Origin of the sequence: Mycobacterium sp. UM_CSW, from assembly GCF_000455205.1 — a bacterium.
In the GTDB taxonomy this organism is placed as follows: domain Bacteria; phylum Actinomycetota; class Actinomycetes; order Mycobacteriales; family Mycobacteriaceae; genus Mycobacterium.
The window spans coordinates 15,773-36,544 of sequence record NZ_AUWQ01000028.1 but is presented as its reverse complement, the minus strand read 5'-3'; the positions used below and the strand labels follow the sequence as shown (position 1 = coordinate 36,544).

The 20,772-nt window shown below is 67.3% G+C and carries 20 protein-coding genes and 1 pseudogene; 9 read left to right on the top strand and 12 right to left on the bottom strand.

Features of this window, described 5'->3' with window-relative positions; all coding sequences use genetic code 11:
• Positions 1–46 precede the first annotated feature (46 nt).
• Positions 47–1,348 (top strand): MFS transporter, encoded by a 1,302-nt coding sequence (locus tag N415_RS11545; RefSeq protein WP_068181221.1) that lies wholly within the window; start codon positions 47–49, stop codon positions 1,346–1,348.
• A gap of 12 nt (positions 1,349–1,360) precedes the next feature.
• On the opposite strand, the pseudogene N415_RS32230 reads toward N415_RS11545, so the two are convergent.
• The 4 genes and pseudogenes from N415_RS32230 to N415_RS11525 form a co-directional block, all read right to left on the bottom strand.
• Positions 1,361–1,492 (bottom strand): annotated as a pseudogene (locus N415_RS32230) (excalibur calcium-binding domain-containing protein); the annotation flags it as partial.
• Positions 1,493–1,697: 205 nt separating this feature from the next.
• A complete protein-coding gene (locus tag N415_RS11535) occupies positions 1,698–3,335 on the bottom strand; it encodes an NRAMP family divalent metal transporter (protein WP_068181214.1) in 1,638 nt (545 codons plus the stop codon).
• Positions 3,332–4,624 carry a CBS domain-containing protein gene (locus N415_RS11530; protein WP_239645508.1) on the bottom strand — a complete coding sequence of 431 codons (1,293 nt, stop codon included), beginning with the start codon at positions 4,622–4,624 and terminating at the stop codon, positions 3,332–3,334. Before N415_RS11530 ends, N415_RS11535 begins: the two co-directional genes overlap by 4 nt.
• A gap of 257 nt (positions 4,625–4,881) precedes the next feature.
• Positions 4,882–5,628: a sensor domain-containing protein gene (locus tag N415_RS11525; RefSeq protein ID WP_068181211.1), complete on the bottom strand. Its 747-nt coding sequence runs from the start codon at positions 5,626–5,628 to the stop codon at positions 4,882–4,884.
• 131 nt (positions 5,629–5,759) lie between these two features.
• Here N415_RS11525 and N415_RS11520 point away from each other — a divergent pair, with 131 nt between their 5' ends.
• The gene (locus N415_RS11520) at positions 5,760–6,119 is read left to right on the top strand and encodes a VOC family protein (protein ID WP_081665200.1); all 360 of its coding nucleotides are present in this window, start codon (positions 5,760–5,762) and stop codon (positions 6,117–6,119) included.
• Here N415_RS11520 and N415_RS11515 read toward each other — a convergent pair.
• The 3 genes from N415_RS11515 to N415_RS11505 form a co-directional block, all read right to left on the bottom strand.
• A complete protein-coding gene (locus tag N415_RS11515; protein ID WP_068181204.1) occupies positions 6,090–6,968 on the bottom strand; it encodes a DMT family transporter in 879 nt (292 codons plus the stop codon). The two genes, N415_RS11520 and N415_RS11515, sit on opposite strands and share 30 nt — an antisense overlap.
• 66 nt (positions 6,969–7,034) lie before the next feature.
• On the bottom strand, positions 7,035–7,427 hold the full coding sequence (locus N415_RS11510; protein WP_068181341.1) for a MauE/DoxX family redox-associated membrane protein: 393 nt from the start codon (positions 7,425–7,427) through the stop codon (positions 7,035–7,037).
• Between the two features lie 25 nt (positions 7,428–7,452).
• Positions 7,453–8,508, bottom strand: coding sequence for a cupin domain-containing protein (locus tag N415_RS11505; protein ID WP_068181202.1), 1,056 nt, complete (start codon positions 8,506–8,508; stop codon positions 7,453–7,455).
• Positions 8,509–8,724: 216 nt separating this feature from the next.
• Between N415_RS11505 and N415_RS11500 the strand changes: the two genes are divergently transcribed.
• Complete coding sequence (locus tag N415_RS11500) at positions 8,725–9,900, top strand: thiolase family protein (RefSeq protein WP_068181198.1); 1,176 nt, start codon at positions 8,725–8,727, stop codon at positions 9,898–9,900.
• A gap of 4 nt (positions 9,901–9,904) precedes the next feature.
• Here N415_RS11500 and N415_RS11495 read toward each other — a convergent pair whose 3' ends face one another.
• Positions 9,905–10,519 (bottom strand): hypothetical protein, encoded by a 615-nt coding sequence (locus N415_RS11495; RefSeq protein WP_068181195.1) that lies wholly within the window; start codon positions 10,517–10,519, stop codon positions 9,905–9,907.
• 102 nt (positions 10,520–10,621) lie between these two features.
• Between N415_RS11495 and N415_RS11490 the strand changes: the two genes are divergently transcribed.
• Positions 10,622–11,362, top strand: a complete 741-nt coding sequence (locus tag N415_RS11490; protein ID WP_068181191.1) for a 3'(2'),5'-bisphosphate nucleotidase CysQ — start codon at positions 10,622–10,624, stop codon at positions 11,360–11,362.
• A 14-nt stretch (positions 11,363–11,376) separates the two neighbouring features.
• On the opposite strand, the gene N415_RS11485 is transcribed toward N415_RS11490, so the two are convergent.
• Entirely contained in the window at positions 11,377–11,799 is a 423-nt protein-coding gene (locus N415_RS11485) for a hypothetical protein (protein ID WP_239645505.1), read from the bottom strand.
• Between the two features lie 238 nt (positions 11,800–12,037).
• On the opposite strand from N415_RS11485, the gene N415_RS11480 reads away from it, so the two are divergent.
• On the top strand, positions 12,038–13,069 hold the full coding sequence (locus N415_RS11480) for an amidohydrolase family protein (protein WP_068181185.1): 1,032 nt from the start codon (positions 12,038–12,040) through the stop codon (positions 13,067–13,069).
• 7 nt (positions 13,070–13,076) lie between these two features.
• Here the strand turns inward: N415_RS11480 and N415_RS11475 are convergent, their stop codons facing one another.
• On the bottom strand, positions 13,077–13,982 hold the full coding sequence (locus N415_RS11475; protein WP_068112394.1) for a haloalkane dehalogenase: 906 nt from the start codon (positions 13,980–13,982) through the stop codon (positions 13,077–13,079).
• A gap of 110 nt (positions 13,983–14,092) precedes the next feature.
• On the opposite strand from N415_RS11475, the gene N415_RS11470 reads away from it, so the two are divergent.
• Positions 14,093–14,821 carry a DUF2652 domain-containing protein gene (locus N415_RS11470; protein ID WP_068181182.1) on the top strand — a complete coding sequence of 243 codons (729 nt, stop codon included), beginning with the start codon at positions 14,093–14,095 and terminating at the stop codon, positions 14,819–14,821.
• A 144-nt stretch (positions 14,822–14,965) separates the two neighbouring features.
• On the opposite strand, the gene N415_RS11465 is transcribed toward N415_RS11470, so the two are convergent.
• Both N415_RS11465 and N415_RS11460 read right to left on the bottom strand, forming a co-directional pair.
• Positions 14,966–16,159, bottom strand: a complete 1,194-nt coding sequence (locus N415_RS11465; RefSeq protein ID WP_068181179.1) for a MalY/PatB family protein — start codon at positions 16,157–16,159, stop codon at positions 14,966–14,968.
• Between the two features lie 9 nt (positions 16,160–16,168).
• A complete protein-coding gene (locus tag N415_RS11460) occupies positions 16,169–17,263 on the bottom strand; it encodes a dihydrodipicolinate reductase (protein WP_068181176.1) in 1,095 nt (364 codons plus the stop codon).
• A 189-nt stretch (positions 17,264–17,452) separates the two neighbouring features.
• Here N415_RS11460 and N415_RS11455 point away from each other — a divergent pair, with 189 nt between their 5' ends.
• The 3 genes from N415_RS11455 to N415_RS11445 all read left to right on the top strand — a co-directional run bounded on the left by N415_RS11455 (position 17,453) and on the right by N415_RS11445 (position 20,769).
• Entirely contained in the window at positions 17,453–18,514 is a 1,062-nt protein-coding gene (locus tag N415_RS11455; RefSeq protein ID WP_081665199.1) for a dihydrodipicolinate reductase, read from the top strand.
• Between the two features lie 69 nt (positions 18,515–18,583).
• On the top strand, positions 18,584–19,576 hold the full coding sequence (locus N415_RS11450) for an LLM class flavin-dependent oxidoreductase (RefSeq protein ID WP_068181171.1): 993 nt from the start codon (positions 18,584–18,586) through the stop codon (positions 19,574–19,576).
• On the top strand, positions 19,573–20,769 hold the full coding sequence (locus tag N415_RS11445) for a cytochrome P450 (RefSeq protein WP_068181167.1): 1,197 nt from the start codon (positions 19,573–19,575) through the stop codon (positions 20,767–20,769). Before N415_RS11450 ends, N415_RS11445 begins: the two co-directional genes overlap by 4 nt.
• Positions 20,770–20,772: the final 3 nt, after the last annotated feature.

Here is a 20,772-nt window from a genome sequence, read left to right as displayed (position 1 = left end):
GTATGCGAATTCCGATAGTCGCTCTACCAGTGCCAACGGAGGCCAGATGACGTCAACGACGGAGCCGGCAAGCCTCGCTAGGCGTCGCACACCGCTCAATCGCTCCCAGATCGCAGGGTTCTGGGGCGCATGGACGGGCTGGACGCTCGACGGAATGGATTCGTTCATCTACGCGCTCGTGCTCGCGCCCGCGCTGACCGAGCTGTTGCCGCGTTCGGGTTTCGCCGCGACGTCGACCAACGTCGGTCTCGCGGGATCGATCCTGTTCGCCCTGTTTCTGGTGGGCTGGGGCCTGTCGTTCATCTGGGGGCCGATCGCGGACCGCTTCGGGCGCACCAAGGTGCTGGCCGCGACGATCTTTACCTTCGCCATCTTCACCGGGCTTTCGGCCGCGGCGCAAAACGTCTGGGAGCTGGCGATTTTCCGCTTCGTCGCGGGTGTCGGCATCGGCGGCGAATGGGCGCTGGCGGGGACTTACGTGGCCGAAGCATGGCCCGAGGACCGGCGCAAGATGGGGGCGGGCTATCTGCAGACCGGCTACTACGCCGGGTTCTTTCTGGCGGCGGCCCTCAACTACACGATCGGCGTCCATTTCGGTTGGCGCGCAATGTTTTTGACGGGCGCGGTGCCGATCGTCGTCGCGATCCTGATCCTGACGCGGGTGAAGGAAACGGAGAAGTGGGAGAAACTGGAGGCTCAGCCCAAGGTCCGCGTGAAGCCACTGCGCGAGATTCTCGGGCCGCGCTATCGGCGTCGCACCTGGGTGGCCTGCGCGCTGCTGACGATCGCGATCGTGGGCCTATGGGCCGGCGCCGTCTACGAACCCACCGCCGTAACTCAGTTGGCGCAGCACGCGGGCTTCGACAAGGCGGGCGCGACCAGGACAGCGTCCTGGGCCACGGGCCTGTTGTCCATCGGCACCATCCTGGGGTGTCTGATGGTGCCGGTGCTCTCCGAGCGCATCGGGCGCCGAAAGACGCTGGCGATTTACTTTGCGGGGATGGCCGTTTCGATCGTCGGCAGCTTCGGGTGGGCGTTCTATTTGCCCAACGGGCTCGCACCGTTCATCGCATGGTTGTTCGTCCTTGGCTTCTTTGGCGGCAACTTCGCGATCTTCAGCCTCTGGCTGCCCGAGCAGTTCGAGACGCGTGTGCGCGCAACGGCGTTCGCGTTCTGCACGTCGTTCGGCCGCTTCGTCGGCGCGGGCGTCAACTTCCTGCTCGGCGCGGCGGTGCTGCACCTGCATACCCTGGGACTACCGGTCGCTTTGACGGCCATCGCGTTCGTGATCGGGCTTTTCATCATTCCGTTTGCGCCCGAGACGCGGGGCGAGGCGCTGCCCCAATAAGGGGCGGCCCAATCAGTGGCACACCTCGCACGCGATGCCGTCGCCGTCGCGATCAAGGGCAGCCCGATAACCCGGCTGCCCGACGTAAATCGGGGCCGCGCCGGCGGCGCACGCCGCCCTGCAGTTGGGGTAGTAGACGTTCGACCCGGTTGTCGGGGCGGGCGACGGCGTGGTGGTCGACGGGGCCGCATTGGCGACGGGTGCCACGGCTATCCCGACAACGACTGCTCCGACGATGAACGCTCGCTGAAGCATGGTCCAAACCTCCGTACTTGTCGGCCACGTGCTTTGCTGCTGGTTGCTCAGCTAACACTGCGAAGCATTCGGCAGGCAAGCGCTTCGGCCAAACTCAGCGGCCGAGCTGAACGGCTTTGACCACTAGCAGCAGCGCGCCGACGACCAGGTAGCTGCGCAGCGCGATCATGCCGAGCCGGGTGCCGGGGGACCAGATGACGGGTTCGAGCAGCGTCAGCGGCGGCATCCGCCAGGTGTTGCGGTCGACGGGACGAGCCGGCTCCTTGGGGACCGGCGCGGCGGGCTGGCCGCGGGCCATCCAGCGCAGGGCCGGCACCGCGGCGACGGCGAGCATGACCAGCGCCAGGGAAAGGTAACCGGCCACGGCGACCACGTCGATGTGGGGGAACAGGGTGGTGGCCATCAGGATGCCGGACAACAGCAGCAGGATGCCGACGATCAGCCCGGCCACCCAGTTGAGCCAGCGACGATTGACCCAGGGCCCCAACACTTCCCGGTCGTTGCACAACAACAGCAAAAACACGCTGGCGCTCGGCAACAGCAGGCCGGCGAGGGCCTGCACAGCGGTGGTGATCAAGCCCAGCGGGGCACCGGGGATGAGCACGATGGCCGCGGCGAGCGCCACCATCGCGGTGTAGGACAGGTAGAACTGCTTGGCGTCGGCGAACCCGCGATGCAACGAATGCTTGAGGCCGAAGACGTCGCCGAAGGCGTAACTGGTGGCGAGCGTCACGGCGGCCGCGCCGATGATGGAGGCGTCCATGAGCACGATGGCGAAAAACGCTCCGAGCGTGGCACTGTGCTGGCCGAGCAGGTGCGCGATGGCCCCGGCGTCGGTGAAGCCGCCCACCGTGTTGGTCGAGCGCGCCGCCCAATCGCCGGTCATCAACAACGCCGCGGCGCCGACGATCACGACGAAGGCCCCGATCACGGTGTCGGCGCGCTCGTAAGCCATGAACCGCGGTGTGATCCGTTTGTCGACGACGTTGGACTGCTGGAAGAACAGTTGCCAGGGCGCGACGGTGGTGCCGACGATGGCGATGATCAGCAGCACCGCATCCGAACTCACACCACCCGAGATGCTCGGCACCACAAACGACTTCGCCGCGTGCGCCCACTGTGGGTGCGACATGAACAGCATCGGGATCTGCAGCAGGGTGACGGCGATGAAGATGAACATCGCCCGCTCCCAGCGCCGGAAGCTGCCGCTGGCCATGATCGCGACCAGCGCCACCGCCGAGATGGGCACCACAACGTATTTGGAGATGCCGATGTAGTCGGCGGCCAGCGTGATGCCGATGAACTCAGTGACGATCGTCAGGAAGTTGAGCAGGAACAGGTCGCCGACGGAAAACCAGCCCCAGCCGCGGCCGAAGCGTTCGTTGATCAGCCGGGCGTGACCGACGCCGGTCACCGCACCGAGCCGGACCACCATCTCCTGGTTGACGATGAGCACCGGGATGAGCAGCAGCAGCACCCACAACAAGGAGTAGCCGTAGTTCTGGCCGGCCTGGGTGTAAGTCGCCACCCCGCCGGCGTCGTTGTCGCCGACCATCACGATGATCCCGGGGCCGACGATCGCCAGCAGCGTCAGCAGCCGGGTCTTCCACGTCCGCGGGTGGTCGGTCTCGCCGAGTTTGATGCGCCCGAACGCACCCTCGATGTCGCCCAGGTGTGCGGTGTCGAGCACCGCGCTGAGCCCGGGTTTGGTCTCGTCCGCGTCCGACGTCACGGTGCCTGGCCTCCAGGGGCGTGGCTGTCGGTCGGTTCGGTGATTTCACGCACCGGACGGGGGGCGGGCTCGCGTCGGCGCCAGTCCTCCGGGATGGTCGCTTCCAAGACGTCGTCGACGGTCACCACGCCGAGCACGCGGTCCTCGTCGTCGACGACGGGAATGGAGTAGAGGTTGAAGTCGGCCATCAACAGCGCGATGTCGGTCAGGTCGGCGTCGGCGCTGACGCACACCGGGTCCGAATCCATCAGCGCGCCAACACTTTCGACGGGATCCGCCTGCAACAGGGTGATCACCGACACCACACCGGCCAGCCGTTCGCCCTCATCGAGGACGTGCACCTTGATCAGTGCCTCCGGCTGGACGGTGCGCGCGGCCGCGATCAGGGCCAGCGCCGTGCCCGCGGTGGCGGTGGCGGCGCACGAGACGAAGTCGACGTTCATCAACCCGCCGGCGCTTTCGGGGTTGAACCCCATCAGGGTGATCACCTTGGTGCGCTGCGGGGCGGGCATCAGCTCCAGCACGCGCCGACGCCGCGACTGGCGCAGGTCGGCGATCGCGTCGGCGGCGTCGTCGGCGCGCATGCGGCCCAGCAGCGCGGCGACCTCGTCGTCGGGCATGCCGTCGAGGAGCCGGCTGGCCTTGTCGGGATCCAGCTCCTCGAAGACGTCGGCTTCCAATTCCGGGTCGCTGCGCACCCGGTCGAGGATTTCGCCGCCTTCGGTCTTGTCCGCCTCCTCGAGTAGGTCGGCGATCTCGGCAGCCTTGAACTCGCCAAACCGGTCCGACAGCCGCCGCACCGCGTCGGAGCCACCGTGGCCGATCAGCGGTTCGAATGCCTTCCAATCGCGCGCGGCATGCCCGCCGGAATGTTTGATCAGGCCGAACAACGTCGGCGGCCGGCGGGTGTCCAGTCGCGCAACCACCCACCCGTCGCCGGTGTCCTCGAGCTCGACGTCGTACGCGCGCACCAAGTCCGCGGCGGCCACATCGATCAACCGATGGCCCAACACGTCGGCGCGCAACAGCACCTCACCGTCACGGCGCTCGAACCCGCGGAGGTCAACTTTGTTCTTGGTCAAGACGATTCGCTTCGGCGCGAACTCTTCGATGGATTTGGTGCCGATAAATACCCGACGGCCGCCGACCCCCGCCACGATCCCGGTCACCGCCGGATAGTCGTCGGCGCCCCGCAGTCGCACGATCACGTCCTCGACGCGGCCCACGGCCTCACCGGCGCGGGCCACCACCGGCGCGCGCAGCAGTTCGGACAGGTGAATCACCGGCAGCCCCCCGCGGGGCTTGGCCGTGTCGGATGCGCTCACTTGTCCTCCTCAACGCTGTGCGACAGTCGCCCGCAGGATGCCATCTGCGGGTACGGCTTACAACCAGGTTCGGTGATGGCGCAAGTATCGTGTCTCGACGGGTTCGGCCGCCAGAGCGTACGCCGCTGCCGCGGGGGATAGCTACACCCAACAGGTGAACGGCGGGTTGCGATCGGGGAATGCGATCTACCCGAGCTTCCTAAAACCCTTGTACGAGTGGGCTATTGCTTGTCGACCTTGCCGGCGATCTGGTTGGCGACGGTGACGGCCAGGTCCCCGGGGTCCTTGCGGCAGGCGTCGACGTCGATCACGACGTTGTTGCGCACCGTCAGCGCCCGCTGGCAGCTCTGGGACAGCGTGGTGCCGTTCTTGGTCGCGGACACGTTCGTGGTCGTGGTCAAAACCCCGTTGGCGTTGGAGACCGCTCCCACCTTCCATTGGATTTCAGGGGAGTCCGCGTCGGCGGGAATCGTGCCCTGGCGGTTGGCGCAGTCAGGCCAGCGCTGGGTGGAGGTGGTGAAAAAGGCGCTCGCCTCCTTGGCGGAGGGGAACAACACCACCACCTCGGTCACCTCGGGGTCGGGATCGTTCGAATTCGGCGGAAGCGGGGTGGTGCCGCGTTCCCGGTGAACCGCCGTGTTCCCGCTGCCGGCATAGACAGGGGCCTCGCCCGGATGCTGAACGTAAAGGCATTCGGCCGGAAACTTGTACCCCTGCGGGTAGTTCGTCGTGCTGTCGTCCGGCAGCGTGTCGAACTTGTCGCCGACGGTGGTCCCGGTGGCGCCCACCGCGCTGTCGATCTCGGCCGGGGTCAACATCAGATTCGGCAGCGCGGCCTGGGCCAGCGGCGGCTTCGACGGGGTGGTGGTCGTCGTCGACGACGAGGCGGTGCCGCCGTCGCCGCCGCCGCAGGCCGCGGCCAGTATCCCGACGACGGCCACGGCTACCGCGGTTGACTGCTTGCGCATGGTTGAGCGCCCTTCGTGCTTGAGTCGGCTCCTCAAGCGTTCCGCGCACCCCCACGCGTCGGCTATTCAGAGGTGGTTTGCGGGTGGAGCATACGACAGCGCTTTTGCTGCCACACTGGGGTGTGCCCGAAATCGCATTCGACTCTGTGTCCCCGATCGTGCCCGTCCAAGATCTGGACGTCGCGCTCGAGCGCTACCGCAAACTCGGATTCGACGCGCGCGCCTACCAGGGCCCGGAGCGCTACGGGTTCGTCGACCGCGGCTGTGTCTCGATCCACCTCACCGAATGGGCCGAACACGATCCGCTGCGTACGGCGTCCAGTGTGTATCTGTACGTCAGCGACGCCGACGCCCTCTACGCGGAGTGGGCGGCGCTGGAAGGCCTCGCCGGCCGGCTGATCGAACCGCAGGAAACGCCCTACGGGCTAAGGGAATTCGCTTACGTCGATCCCGACGGGACCCTACACCGGATCGGTTCGGGGAGCGTCTGATTCCGTCGCCTGGCTGCGCGCCAGCGCCACCGTCGCGGCGATCATCACCGCGACCGATGCGCCAAGCGCGACCATGCCGACCTTGTTGGTGCGAAGCGTCTCGCCCAGCACCGTCACGCCGAGCACCGATCCGACGATCGGTTCGGCGACGGTGACCGCGGGGAGCGACGCGGTCAGCGAGCCGGCCCGAAACGCCGACTGCTCCCAGGCCGTCGCCGCGAGACCCAGCACCGCCCAGATGTACAGCTCGGGTGCGCGCAGCAGCGCCGGGACGCCGTTGCCGAGCTGGTCGACAACCCCCTTCGTCAGCACCGTGAAGACGCCCCACAGCGATCCCGACATCAGCCCCAGCAGCAGCGCGCTGACCCAACCCGAAAACATCTGGGCTCCAATCACACACAGGAACAGGCAGGGGCCCAGGACCAAGCCCACGACGATCCACGTTCGAACCGACCCGCGCGGCACCCCGGCCTGCGGGTTGCCGACCGTGACCACGACCGTGACCGCCGCGGCCAGCAGAACGGCCCAAATCCCTTGCCACCGAGTGATTCTGCGATGGTTGGCCGCCGCGCTGATGAGCAACGCGAACAGCAGGGAGGTCACCGACAGCGCCTGCACCAACACCACGGAACCCAAGCCGAGCGCCGCGGCCTGCAATCCGAACCCGGCGGCGGCCACCAGGCTGCCCGTCCACCATCGGCGGTCGCGCAGCAGCCGGCGAAACAGCGCGAGGGTGCCGACCGGCTTGTCGGTGACCTGTTGCGCGGATCGCTGCTCGAGGGCATCGCCGATGCCGATCATGAACGCGGCGCCGATCGCGAGCAGCGCCGCGATGCCCGTCCTGCCCACCGGGACCTCCCGTGTAATCGGCCAATCTTCGCCGAGCGTGTCCGGTCAATGCCCCGTGTGCCAGATCTAGCTGTTGCGCCTGATCTTGAGCGCGGTGGTGATCATCGGGATCTGCAGCGGCAGCCGGGCCAGCGCGGCGATCCGCATCGGCCAGGGCTTGCCCCACCACAAGCGGCACATGTTGAGGTTCGCCGGGAACACGCAGACGAACAGCACTGCGGCGGCCAACGCGGCCAGCCGCCGGGTGCGCCGCGGCACCAGCAGCGCACCCACCGCAATCTCGGCGACACCGGATGCGTAGGTATAGAACCGGGCGTCGCCGGGAAGCTCGGCCGGCACGATGTCGTCGAAGGGTTTGGGCGCCAGGAAGTGGACGGTGCCGACGCCCATCAGCATCGCCGCAACCCGATATGCGGTCGTCCGGGTCGTATCACGTTCCACGAGGGGTGTGGTGGTCATCGGCATATTCTGTCGTGCCCACCGATCACTCTCCAACGGCGTGCGCGTCAAGCGGGTTGATCCGGTTGACGATCAGGGGGTCGGCCTTCGTGAACGGGAAGTCGGGCAGGTCGTCGATGTGCGTGCCGAACGTCGCCGCGAGCACCTTGCGCGAGTAGGCGCTTGCCGAGGCGCGATACCCGATGTCGCCGGGGGTCGGTTGGTCGAAGAAGATGCAGAAGTGCATCTCGGGGGCGTCGAAGACCTCGATGTGGTGGGGATAGGCGCGGGGAATGAAATACACATCGCCCTGGCGCAGGTACCACGTGTCGAGGGTGCCGTCCGGATCCATCACCGTCATCCGTGCCGCGCCACGGTTGACGTAGCCCATCTCCGCGGTGATCGGGTGCCAGTGCGGTTCGCGCATGCCGTCCTCGCGGATGCGCAACGAATACATCGACAAGTCCTTCAGCGCAGGCCAGTACTGCAGTCGTGCGGTTCGGGCCGAGCCGACGGCGATGCTGACGGGCGGCGTCATCGCCTCCACCGAGAATTTGTGCGGGTCGTCGAAATACGCAGTCGCCGGCACGTCCGGGTCACCGGCGCGGGCGGCCAGTGCACGGTCGACAGTGCTGCGGCGCATCGCCGAGAAATCAGAGGCTGGGAGGTCGTAGGTGTTGCCCAGCACCGCGTCCGTCATCGCCCCGAACGCGGCGCCCAGTCCGAAATCCTCGGGTCGCTCGCTGCGGAAGGCGATGATGAATTCGGCGACGTCGCCGCCGATGTTCTCGATGTGGTGCAGCGAACCGGAGTCGACGTGGAACATGTCGCCCGCGCGAACCACGAACGACGCGAACCGGCTCCCCGTGTCGAGCACCGAAACCAATGCGGTGCCGGAGACGCAGTAGGTCAACTCGTTGGCGTTGGCGTGCCAGTGGGGGGTCCGCATGGCACCGGGATTGATCAGCAGCCGCTTGATCGACAGGCCCCTCAAGATCGGGAACGCGTCGGCCGTCAGGCGACGGATGGAACCAAGGTCCGATTCCTCGACGATGTCGCCGTCCGTTAGTGAAGCGACGTGTGTGCTCTTCTGGGCTTGCATTTCGCCCTCCTCAACGGGATCGAAATCCGAATGGCTTGTTGCCTACACGATCCCGTGGTCGGGCTGCGCGCGTCCAACACCGGTTCTCGATTTGCTGATCACCGTTGCTTATCAAGTCGCGGCGGGTGACCACTCAACTTATCCCGTTACTATTGCTCCTACAGTATTTGATACGATTCGCGGCGTCTGTCCGCCCACCGCAACGAGGTTGAAAACATGGCCACACCCGTGATCGTCGGAGCCACCAGGACGGCGATCGGCCGCTCCTTCAAGGGCGCGCTCGTCAACACGCCGCCCGAGACGCTCATAACCACGGTGCTTCCCGAGGTGGTGCGCAGGTCGGGCATCGACCCCTCGGCCATCGACGACATCATCTTCGCCGAATCGCATTACGGCGGTGGGGATTTGGCGCGTTACGCGGCCGCCGCGACAGGCATGGAGGACATTCCCGGCCAGGCGGTGAACCGGCACTGCGCGGGCAGCCTGACCGCGATCGGCAACGCCGCGGCCCAGATCGGCTCCGGGATGGAGCGTGTGCTGATCGCCGGCGGAGTGCAGTCGCTGTCCATGACGCCGCTGATGAACCAGCGCATTCCCGGCCCCGAGCTGAAGTTCGAGGAGCGCTGGCTGCCCCCAACGCACGTCGAGACCCCCGACGCGCCGACGAAGGACATGTCGATCACCGTCGGGTGGAACACCGCGCAGACGGTCGGCATCACCCGCGAGGAGATGGACGCCTGGGCGGCTCGGTCACACGAGCGCGCCATCGCGGCCATGGACGCCGGGAAGTTCCTCGACGAGATCGTCCCGCTGAAGATCACCCAGGCCGACGGCTCGGTGACCGAGTTCTCGGTCGACGAGCATCCTCGGCGCGACACCACCATCGAGAAGCTCGCCGCCCTCAAGGTGCTGCACCCCGAGATCGAGGGATTTTCGATCACGGCGGGCAACAGCAGCGGAACCAATGACGCCGCCGCGGCGGTCGCGTTGGTGGACCGCGACTACGCGCTCGCCGAGAAGCTGAACGTGATGGGCACGGTCCGGGCGTGGGCCGCCGTGGGTGTGCCGCCCCGGGACTGCGGCCTGGGCGCGGTCAAGGTGATCGGAAAGGTGCTGCAGCGCGCCGGGTTGTCGGTCGACGACGTGGCCCTGTGGGAGATCAACGAGGCGTTCGCCTCCGTGCCGATCGCCGCGTGCCGCGAGTACGGCATCGACGAGGAGAAGGTCAACTTCTCCGGCAGCGGGTGCAGCCTCGGCCACCCCATCGCGGCCTCTGGCGCGCGCATGGTCACCACGCTGGCCTACGAGCTGGCCCGGCGCGGCGGCGGCATCGGTGTCGCGGCGATGTGCGCGGGCGGCGGTCAGGGCGGCGCGGTCGTCATCGAGGTCTGACCGACTAGTTGCAGAACGTGTAGCCGATGAACTGCGCGTCGCGGGCGTTGGCGACCGAGTAATTGACGTAGTGCACCGCCGGCATCCCGTTGTACTGGGTGTTGGTTTTCTGCGCGGTGGGCGGTGGGACCGCCTTGGGGAAGGCCAAGATCAGATCGGCAAAGATCTTCAGCCCCGACTGACAGACCGCCTCGGGCCGGGGCGGCTGGGCGTTCCACGCGTGCACAACGACCGGATCGGTGAGCTGATATCCCGCGGCGCAATTGGGGTCACAAATCTTGAAGACCGCGGTGCCGGTCCCGTCGGCGCCCTGCGGTCCCCACGAGCTCCACGACATGTCTTGCAGCGCAACGGCAACGCTGGCGCATCCCAAAATGCTGAGCTTCTTCGGGCGCTCGACCGGCGGGACCGACGGGTTGTAACAGCCCGGGATGGCGAAGCTGTTCGGTGGCGACGGCTGGGTGGTGGCCTGGCCCGGAGTGCTCCGGTGGCCGGTTAGAAGCTTCACGCTGACGAAGGCGAGTACACCGACCAGCAGCACAGCCAGGATGACACCCACGACCCCCAGGCGTCCCCCCGGAAACCGCAGCCGACTCGATGACGAGACGTTGCCGCTCACGGTTACCAGGTTATTGCAGAAACGGCCGACCCGGGGGGCGCTGCCGCAAGAATCGTCGCACGGTAAATTTGGTCAACGCTACCAACTTATTGAGGATTACCGATGGATGATCATGCTCTGGCGGCGCGGCTGGCCGCGGAGGCGGGACGGCTGCTGCTCGGGGTGCGCGAGCAATTCGCCGAGGCCGACGCCGGTGAGCGAAAAGCGGCGGGGGACAAGCGGTCCCACGACTTCCTGATGGAGGCCCTCGCCCGCGAGCGGCCCGACGACGCGGTGCTGTCCGAGGAGGGCGCCGACGATCCGGTGCGGTTGCGCTCGCAGCGGGTCTGGATCGTCGACCCGCTGGACGGGACGCGGGAATTCTCCGAGCTTGGGCGCGTCGACTGGGCGGTGCACGTGGCGCTCTGGCAGGACGGTGAGCTCGCTGCCGGCGCGGTGGCGCTGCCGGCCCAGGGAGTCACCTTGGCGACGCCACTCGTCGACGCGCCCCCGGTCCCACCGGACCAGCCGCGGATCGTGGTTTCGCGCACCCGGCCGCCGGCCATCGCACTAGCCGTCCGCGACGCGCTGGACGGCGTCCTCGTCGAAATGGGTTCCGCCGGAGCCAAGGTGGCGTCGATCGTCCAGGGTCTGTCCGACGTGTACGTGCATGCGGGCGGCCAGTTCGAATGGGACTCGGCCGCGCCGGTCGCGGTGGCCCGCGCCGCCGGCCTGCACACCTCCCGCATCGACGGCTCGGCCCTGGCCTACAACCAACCGGACCCCAAGCTGCCCGACCTTGTGGTCTGCCGACCGGAATTGGCTGCGACGGTGCTGGCCGCGATACCGCCAGGCGCCGAGTAGTCGAGACGCCGGCCTCAAAAGGTCAGCCGGCGCCGACGGCCGTTGGCCTCGTTGATCCATTCCTGTTCGACGCGCCCGATCTCCAGCGAGAGCAGCGCGAGAGTCGGGTTGTCGCAATGCACTTCGTGGGCAGTGCGCAATGCCGCCGCATCGCCAGTGGTCGGCAGGTACGGCCGCAAGCCCTCGAACCATTCGTCGCCGACGACATTGGGCGGATCGCCGGCTTGCGTGCCGCAAGCCCATTGCTGGTAGGCGTCCCGCGCGTTCGCCAAGCCGCTCCGCCAGCGTTGGATGGCGTCGCAGCGCTGGGCGTGGATGTGCATCTTCATCTGATGCTTGTTGTTGGTGCTCGAAACCATTCCCGGGAGCAAGTTGTCGGCGGCGGACCTCGCGACGCCCGCGATGCCCATGGCCGACGCACCCACGACCGTGCCCATCAGGCCCATCGTTACCATGTCCATCCGCTGATCGTCGCACCCCGGGCGGCGACGGCCAAGGACTAGCGCACCCACCGCGATCCGGTGAGAGCGAGGGCGATGTCGACGAGACCACCTGGGCGACCACCCACCAGGAATTAGCATCCTAGGGGCACACTCCAGAGGGGCACCACGTGGACGTCGCGCCGACCCTGGCCGGCGCGGGCATTCCAGCCCATTGATCGACAAGGGAGCAGCGATGTTGCGGATCGACACCCACCACCACGCCATCCCGTCCTTCTACCGAGACCTGTTGCGAAAGGCCAAGATCGACGAGGAGAGCGGCCGTGCGCTGCCGGAGTGGAGCCCCGAGGAGTCGCTGCAGACGATGGGCGAACTGAACGTCGCCACCGCGATCCTGTCGGTGTCCACGCCGGGCACCGCGTTCCTGCGGGACGCGAAGGATGCCGCCCCGCTCGCCCGCGATATCAACGACTACCTCGCCGAACTCGTCCGGGCCCAGCCCGATCGGTTCGGGTTCTTCGCGACGGTCCCCATGCCGCACGTCCGAGAGTCCGTCGACGAGGTCACGAGATCCCTTGACGAGTTACACGCCGACGGGGTCGTGCTGCTCGCCAACAACGCGGGAACCTATCTGGGTCAGGACGGACAGAACGATCTGTTTGCGGCGCTGGACGCGCGCTCGGCGGTGGTGTTCATCCACCCCGCCAACCTTCCGGGCCCCGTCGTGGACGGCGTCCCACCGTTCGCGGCCGACTTCCTGCTCGACACCACTCGCGCGGCGTATTTACTTGTCCGCAACGAGATTTGCCGCAAGTACCCCAACATCCGATTCATCCTCAGCCACGCCGGCGGATTCGTGCCGTACGCGTCGCACCGCATGGCGCTCGGCATCCTGAGCGACACCGGACGGAGCCCCACCGACAGCCTGGACGACTTCGCAAGCTTCTACTTCGACACCGCGTTGTCGTCGAGCGCCGCGGCGCTGCCCAGCCTGCTGGCCTTCGCGAAGCCGGGACACGTCACCTTCGGCTCCGACTGGCCCTTCGCTCCCGTCGCGGCCGGCAAGCTGTTCGCCGCGGGCCTGGAAACCTACCCGGGGCTCGACGCGGACGCCCGCACGGCGATCGAGCGCACCAATGCCCTCAGGCTGTTCCCGCGTTTGGGGGCCGCGGAGCCGCCGGGTACCGGGTCCGCCGTCGATCGGGCGCGCCACGCGGCCAGCAGGGCGCTGATGCGCGGCGTCACGCGGCTGATCAACAGCGGCTAGCGCCCGTTCAGTGCAGCGCCTGCTGCCAGGACAGCACGCGTCGGGCCAGTTCGGGTCCGGCGTCTTCCTGGATGAAGTGGCTAGCCTTGATGCGGGCGTGCGGCTGGCCGGCCGCGCCCGGGATGTGCTTGATCAACGGGCGGTCCGCTTGCCCGAGGATGGGATCCCTGTTGCCGAAGATGGCCAGGCAGGGCTTGTCCCACTGGCCCAGCGTCTTCCACGCCGCCCGGTTGGCCGGGATCGCCGGGTCATACGGCGACGTCGGCACCAGCTGAGGGAAAGCGCGGGCGCCGGCCTGATAGGTCTTGTCCGGGTAGGGGGCGTCGTAGCCCGCGCGCACCTTGGGGGGCACCCGGCGGACGGTGCCGAAGGCGACGATGAGTCCGGCGGGCAGCACCGGGGAGTAGCGGGCGAACGCCCGCCACAGGCGGAAGGCCGGCGGCGTCGGGCGCTCGGCGGTGGGCAGGAAACCGTTCGCGACCACCAGCCGCGCGATCCGGTCGCCCTGCTCGGCGGCGATGCGCAGGCCGATCAACGATCCCCAGTCCTGCACGAACAGGGTGACGTCCTTCAGGTTGAGCCGCTCGAACCACGAGGTCACCCACTCGACGTGGCGCAGGTAGGTGTAATCCTCCATCCGGCTGGGCTTGTCGGAGCGGCCGAAGCCGATCAGATCGGGCGCGAGCACTCGGTTGCCGGCGTCGGCCAGCGGCGGAATCATCGTGCGGTACAGGTAGCTCCACGTCGGCTCGCCGTGCAGCAGCACGATCGGTGGGCCGTCGACCGGACCCTCGTCCAGGAAGTGCATGCGCAGCGGCGGGGTGTCGCTTGCAGTCACGTCGATGTAGTTCGCTACGAACGGATAGCCCTCCAGGTTTTCGAATCGGGAGTCTGGGGTTCGCAGCACATCCATATTCGGCTCCTCCGGGGGTGAGACCTCTGCAAGCCTCTCGCGGCAGCGCGATTTCGTCCAGTGGCAGATTCATTGAGACGGTAGCTGGCAACAATTAAACTGCCCCCATCATGGCCATCCGGCAAGCGGTACTGCTCATCGCCGACATCGGCGGATACACCCACTACATGAGCTGGAACCGGACGCACCTGGCGCACGCGCAGCTAACGGTGGCCGGGTTGTTGGAAGCCGTCATCGACGCCGGCAAAGGGCTGAAACTCGCCAAGCTGGAGGGCGACGCGGCGTTCTTCTGGGCGCCCGACGGCAACGCCAAAGTGCTGGTATGCGAGCGGCTGTCGCGGATGCGCGAGGCTTTCCTCGCAAAGCGCGAGCGGTTCAAGGTGGACATCGCCTGTGACTGCGCGAGCTGCGGGCAGCTGGACAATCTGTCGCTGAAGTTCGTCGTGCACCAGGGCGAGGTCGCGGAGCAGAAGGTGAAACGCCACGTCGAACTCGCCGGGGTGGACGTCATCCTGGTGCACCGGATGCTGAAAAACTCGGTACCAGTTGTTGAGTACGTGTTGATGACCGATCCGGTTGCCGCATGCCTCGACGACCCGATGCGGGGGCTGTGCAAGCCGCTGGTCCACCACTTCGAGGGCATCGGGGACACCTCGACGCATTACATCGACCTCGCCACGTCGGAGGTGCCCGTCGTGCGGCCGCGGCGCAGCGGTTTCGGCCGGCTCGGCGCCACGGCCAAGTTGGAGCTGAGCGCGTTGCCGTTCCTGTTGGGCATCAAGAAGCCCGCGGAGGGCTTCCGCAACCTGGACCGCGGTGCCGAGGACGTTCCCGCGTAGCCGAAAGTCGTTCGACGCTATCGGAAATCACATGAGTCACGTGAGCATCGTCAGCCGGTCATAAGGCGACTTCGATTTGCGATATCACCGGCGATATAGAAAATACAACTCACCCATTGGCCCCGTCGCGCAACGGTTTTGCGCTCACCGGTTCAGGGACCTGCCCATTCGCGATATCGCCTCGGTGAGAATGGCTTTCGAAGTGGCGAAGTTCAACCGGACATGCCCGGCGCCGCCGGTGCCGAAGACGTGACCGGAGCTGAGCGCGACGCGGGCGTGGTCGCGGAACCAGCGGGCCGGCCCCGCCATGTCCGCGACCACCGCCAGCCTGCCGCCGGCCTCCTCGTCGAAACCGAGCTCGCGACAATCGAGCCACGCGAGGTAAGTGCCCTGGGGCCATTGGTATTTCACACCGGGAAGGTGCTCGGCGATCAGATTGCCCAGCAGCGTCCGGTTCGCATCGAGGCCGCTCAGCAGTGCGTCGAGCCACTCGCCGCCGCTGCGGAACGCTTCGGCGTGGGCGATGACGCCGAGGTGGCTCGGGCCGTGGCTGACCTCTTCCGGCATCCGGCGCAGGTCCGCCTCCGCCTCCGGGCCGGCAATGGCCAACGCCGCCTTCAGGCCCGAGAGGTTCCACGCCTTGGAGGCGGAGGTCAGGGCCAGCGCGTTCTCGGCGCCGGGCACGGTCAGGTAGGGGACGAATCGCGCACCCGGCAGGATGACCGGGGCGTGGATCTCGTCTGAGACAACCCGAACGCCGAACCGGCGGGCAAGCTCGGCGACGGCGCGCAGCTCCTCGAACGTGTGCACCGACCCGGTCGGGTTGTGCGGATTGCACAGCAGGTATGCGACCCTGCCGCCCGACGCGCCGGCCCGGGTGAACGCGTCCGCCAAGGCGCTCAGGTCAATTCGGCCGTCGACGTCAAGCGGCGCCTCGACCACCCGGCGGCCGTCGTGCGACACGAACGCGTAGAACGGCGCGTACACGGGGGGGTTGACGACGACGGCATCGCCGCGGTCGGTGACCAGACGCAGCATTTCGACGGCGCCGAGCATGACGTCGGGAACGATCGCGGTGCGGCCGACCTGCAGGTCGTGCCATTGCCAGCGCTGCGAAGCGAATTCGCTGACCGCTTCGGCAAACGCCGTACCGCAGGGATATCCGGTGTCGCCGATGTCGATCGCCCGGCGCAGGGCCGCGGCCACCGTCGGCGGCAGCGCGACATCCATCTCTGCGACCCACAGCGGCAACACGTCGTCGGCGTGCGCGCGCCATTTCATGCTGGTGCGCAGCCGGAGTTGCTGCAGCGTGAGTTCCTCGAGCGGGTTAGCGGTCACCTCGGCAGACTAGGTGGCGAAGGCGTGCTTCGGAATCGTCAGGGGTAGATCGACCGAGCTCAGCAGCCCGGGTTCCGCCGCAACGACATACGGCACGGCGTTGACGACACGCATCGCGGTGGCGACCATCGCGCCCGCCCCGGAGGTCATTCCCCCGACCCCGGCCTTGCGGGGATCCTTCAGCGTGGCCGCCAGGGTGCACTCGATGTCGGGGTCGCCGGTGATCGCGATGCGGTAGGACAGGTCGCCGATTCCGGTCGGCCACTCGGGGGCGACATCGTGCGCGAGCCGGGTCACGTGCTCGATGACGATGGCCTCGCGTCCGTCGACCACCCCGATCGCCTGCATGCGCAGCGCGCCGCACGTGCCGCCCTCGACGGTGCCCATCGCAACCTCGAGGGTGCGGTTGGTGACCGCGCGGTCGAAAGTCTCACGGATTTCCCGCACTTCGACGCCGAGCGCATCGGCGATCAATCGGATCTGCCCCTGCCATTCGCCGGCGATCGCGCCCGGATAGCCGATCCAGGGCTGGTAATCCAGTGGGCGGCCGAAACCCAACGCGTCGCTCATGATGTCGGGAACGCCATAGTCGTCGTACAGGCCGATTTCGAACGAGTGAATCTTCTCGATCGACGACGATTGCGTGGACAGCACCAGCGGGAGGTAGTCCGCGGCGAACCCCGGCTCGATCCCCGACGCGTACAGCGACACCTGGCCCTGCTTGGCCGCCGCGACGAGCTGGTCGCGCCACTCCGCGGGTTCGTAGGCGTGCGGGTTGACCAATCGCGTCGTGCTGGTGGTGACGACGTTGATCCCCGCCTCGAGCAGCCTGACGTAATCCGGGATGGCCAGCGCGTCGCGTTCGGGGCCGCTGGCCGCGTAGATCACGCAGTCGGGTTTCAGCGCGATCAGCGCGTCGGCGTCATTGGTGGCTTTCAAGCCGATCGGCTCGCCGCTGGCGAGTTCGCCGGCGTCCTTGCCATCCTTTTCCGGCGAGTGCACCCACACGCCGACCAGGTCGAGGTTGGGACGCCGCTGAATGGCGCGGATGGCGATCGATCCGATGCCGCCCGTCGCCCAGACCACTACGCGATGAGCCGTCATCCTGCTCCTCCTCGAGTGCGCGTACCGAAAGTCGAGACGGCCGTTGCCCTTAAGCCGCTAAGAAAGTGCACACTATCCTAGTGAACAAATCTTAGGTTAACCTGCAGCTGATGTACACGCTCATGTTCGGGTGGCGTGGCCCTACCTCGAACGCGCCGCGGCCGCGGCGAACCGGTAAGGAGAGTGCTCGTGCGCACCGTCGTGTGGTCCACCGGGGGAGTCGGGAAGATCGCGATCGACGCCGTCAGCCGTCGGCCCGACCTGGATCTCGTTGGCGTATGGGTGCATTCGCCCGGAAAGGTCGGCAAGGACGCCGGTGAGCTGGCCGGCATCGGGCCGCTGGGCGTGACGGCCACCGACGATGCCGACGCGCTGATCGCGCTGGCGCCCGACGCCGTCGTCTACGCCGCGAGCGGTCCCGAACGCGACGGCGCCGCCGTGCCCGACTACCTGCGGCTGTTACGGGCGGGCATCAACGTCGTGTCGACGACATCGACCAGCCTGGTGTACCCGCCGTCGTATTTCGCGCCGGACTGGCGCGACCACCTGGAGGCCGCGGCGAAGGCGGGCGGTGCGTCGCTGTACGTCTCGGGCATCTTCCCGGGCTTCGCCTCCGACCAACTTGCGTTGGTGATGACGACGCAATCGAAGAACATCCGCACCCTCACGGCCAGCGAGGTCGCGCTCAACGACCATTACCCGGTGGCCGACGTGATGATGGACGGCCTGGGTTTCGGCCGCCCGTTGGATTTCGAGCCCATGCTCAAGACGCCGGGCTTCATCGAAATGGCTTGGCAGGCACCGATTCACCTGATCGCCAACGGCCTCGGTGTCGACGTCGCGGAGGTGCGGGGTTCGTTCGAGCGCGAACTCACCGATTGCGACATCGACGTGGCGTTCGGGACCATTAAGGCGGGCACCTGCGGCGCGGTGCGCACCCGGGCCGCCGGCGTGGTGTGCGGCCGCGAGGCCATCGTGATCGAGCACGTCATCCGGATGGCCCGTGACGTCGCCCCCGACTGGCCCGCCTCGGATTGCGACGCGACCTATCGGGTCGACATCGAGGGCGATCCCGACGTCCATTGCGTGCTGACTCTCGGCGAGGCCGAGGGCCATGGCGCGGGTCACGCGGCGATGACCGCGACGGCCATGCGGGTGGTCAACGCGATCCCGTATGTGGTCGCCGCGCCGCCGGGCCTGCTCAGCTCGCTCGACATCCCGACGACTTTGCCGCGCCACGTCTTTGACTAACCGTTGACGCAGCTCTCGGCGGGCACGTACCGTACGCGATACAAATATTAGGTTGGCTAGGAGTCGCCTGTGTTCACGCTGCGCTTCGACATGCGCGCCCCCGCGTGGGGGGCGCCGCGAGTAGCGCTGTACGGCGCTGTGCCCGAAATGTGCGCGTGGGCCGAGGATCATGGCGGCCTCGCGGCGGTGTTCTGTGAGCACCACGGGTCCGAGGACGGCTACCTGCCGTCCCCGTTGTTGTTGGCGTCGTCCGTGGCCGCGAGAACGGAGCGCTTAGCGCTGAGCCTCATCTTGATCCTCCCGTTCTACGACCCGGTGCGCCTTGCCGAGGACATGGCCGTCCTCGACATCATCAGCAAGGGACGCGCGTCGTACATCCTGGCCCTGGGCTACCGGCCCGAGGAGTTCGAGCACTTCGGCGTGGCGATGCGCGGTCGCGGTCGGCTCGCCGACGAAAAGCTCGCGCTGCTGCGCTCGCTGCTGTCCGACGAAACGGTCAGCCAGGACGGGCGCCGGATCACGGTCACGCCGCGCCCGCACACCGCCGGCGGCCCGGCGTTGATGTGGGGCGGCGGAACCGTGGCGGCGGCCCGCCGGGCCGGCAGGTACGGGCTGGGCATGCTCGGCAATGCCAACGAACCCGGCATGCGGGAGGCCTACGAGGAGGCCTGCCGCGAACACGGTCACACGCCCGGCCCGACGATGTTCCCCGGCCGCGACACCCCCTCGGTCGTATTCGTCGCCGACGATGTGGACCAGGCGTGGAAAGAGCTCGGCGAGCACCTGCTGCACGACGTGCGGACCTATGCCGCGTGGAATCCCGGGGACGAGACGACGGCCGGCTTCTCGCACGTGAAGACCATCGATGAGCTGCGTGACAATCCGGCGTCGCACGTGATTATCTCGGTCCCGGAAGCGATTTCGCGGGTCCGCGCCGGCGAGATACTCAACCTGTCGCCGCTGTGCGGTGGGCTGCCACCGGAAGTCGCGTGGCCCTACCTCAAGCGCGTGGGCGAGGTCGTGCTGCCGGAGGCGCTGGCGGAGACGAAGACACCGCTATGACCGGGGCGAGCACGGCGAAGGTTTATTACGACCCCTTCGATTTCGAGATCGACGACGATCCGTACCCGATCTGGAAGCGGCTGCGCGACGAGGCGCCGGTCTATTACAACGAGAAGTACAACTTCTACGCGCTGAGCCGCTACGAGGACGTCTCCCGCGAGCTGATGAACTTCGACACCTACCGGTCGGGCCGCGGCACCACGATCGAAATCATCAAGAGCGGCATCGAGGTTCCGCCCGGGATCATCCTCTTCGAGGATCCGCCGATCCACGATCTGCATCGCCGTTTGCTCTCAAAGGTTTTCACGACCCGCCGGATGGAGGCCATCGAACCCTTGACGCGGGCTTTTTGCGCACGCGCGCTCGACCCGCTGGTGGGTACGGGCACGTTCGACTTCATCGAGAATCTCGGCGCGATGGTCCCGATGCGCACGATCGGCTACCTGCTCGGCATCCCAGAAGAGGGCCAAGAAGCGATCCGCGACAAGGGCGGCCGTCAGCTCACCCTGAAAGAGGCGACGTTCCGGCCCGCCACGCAAGAATTCTTCGAACGCAGCTATGAGATGTTCGCCGACTACATCGATTGGCGGGTGGACCACCCGTCGGACGACCTGATGACCCAGCTACTTAACGCCGAGGTCGAGGACGGCGGCGAGGCCCGGCGGCTGACGCGGATCGAGGTGCTGCAGTACACCAGCATGATCGCCGGCGCGGGTAACGAGACGACGACACGTCTGATCGGCTTCCTGGGCCAGCTGCTCGCCGAACACCCCGACCAGCGGCGCGAAATCGTGGCCGACCCGTCGCTCATCCCCATGACCATCGAGGAGACGTTGCGCTACGAGGCGCCCTCGCCGGTGCAGGCGCGGTACGTCGCCCGCGAGGTTTCCTGCCACGGCACGACAGTTCCCGAGGGCTCAATCATGTTGCTGGTCAACGGATCCGCCAACCGGGACGAGCGCAGGTACCCCGACGCCGACAAGTTCGACATCCATCGCGGCGACACCCACCTCAGCTTCGGCCACGGGCTGCACTTCTGCATGGGATCGGCCTTGGCGCGCATGCAGGCCCGCGTCGCGCTCGAGGAGGTCATCAAGCGCTGGCCGGACTGGGAAGTCGACTACGCCAACGCCGCCAAGGCCCACACGACCAGCGTGCGGGGATGGGCGAAGCTGCCGGTGTTCACCGGGTAGGTC

Bases quoted from the DNA above. Each gene is read 5' to 3' on its own strand.
- N415_RS11475 (WP_068112394.1), bottom strand. From the start codon at position 13,982: ATGGATGTGCTGCGAACCCCAGACTCCCGATTCGAAAACCTGGAGGGC.
- N415_RS11460 (WP_068181176.1), bottom strand. From the start codon at position 17,263: ATGACGGCTCATCGCGTAGTGGTCTGGGCGACGGGCGGCATCGGATCG.
- N415_RS11485 (WP_239645505.1), bottom strand. From the start codon at position 11,799: ATGGGCACGGTCGTGGGTGCGTCGGCCATGGGCATCGCGGGCGTCGCG.
- N415_RS11505 (WP_068181202.1), bottom strand. From the start codon at position 8,508: ATGCAAGCCCAGAAGAGCACACACGTCGCTTCACTAACGGACGGCGAC.
- N415_RS11445 (WP_068181167.1), top strand. From the start codon at position 19,573: ATGACCGGGGCGAGCACGGCGAAGGTTTATTACGACCCCTTCGATTTC.
- N415_RS11470 (WP_068181182.1), top strand. From the start codon at position 14,093: ATGGCCATCCGGCAAGCGGTACTGCTCATCGCCGACATCGGCGGATAC.
- N415_RS11480 (WP_068181185.1), top strand. From the start codon at position 12,038: ATGTTGCGGATCGACACCCACCACCACGCCATCCCGTCCTTCTACCGA.
- N415_RS11545 (WP_068181221.1), top strand. From the start codon at position 47: ATGACGTCAACGACGGAGCCGGCAAGCCTCGCTAGGCGTCGCACACCG.
- N415_RS11490 (WP_068181191.1), top strand. From the start codon at position 10,622: ATGGATGATCATGCTCTGGCGGCGCGGCTGGCCGCGGAGGCGGGACGG.
- N415_RS11525 (WP_068181211.1), bottom strand. From the start codon at position 5,628: ATGCGCAAGCAGTCAACCGCGGTAGCCGTGGCCGTCGTCGGGATACTG.
- N415_RS11510 (WP_068181341.1), bottom strand. From the start codon at position 7,427: ATGACCACCACACCCCTCGTGGAACGTGATACGACCCGGACGACCGCA.
- N415_RS11500 (WP_068181198.1), top strand. From the start codon at position 8,725: ATGGCCACACCCGTGATCGTCGGAGCCACCAGGACGGCGATCGGCCGC.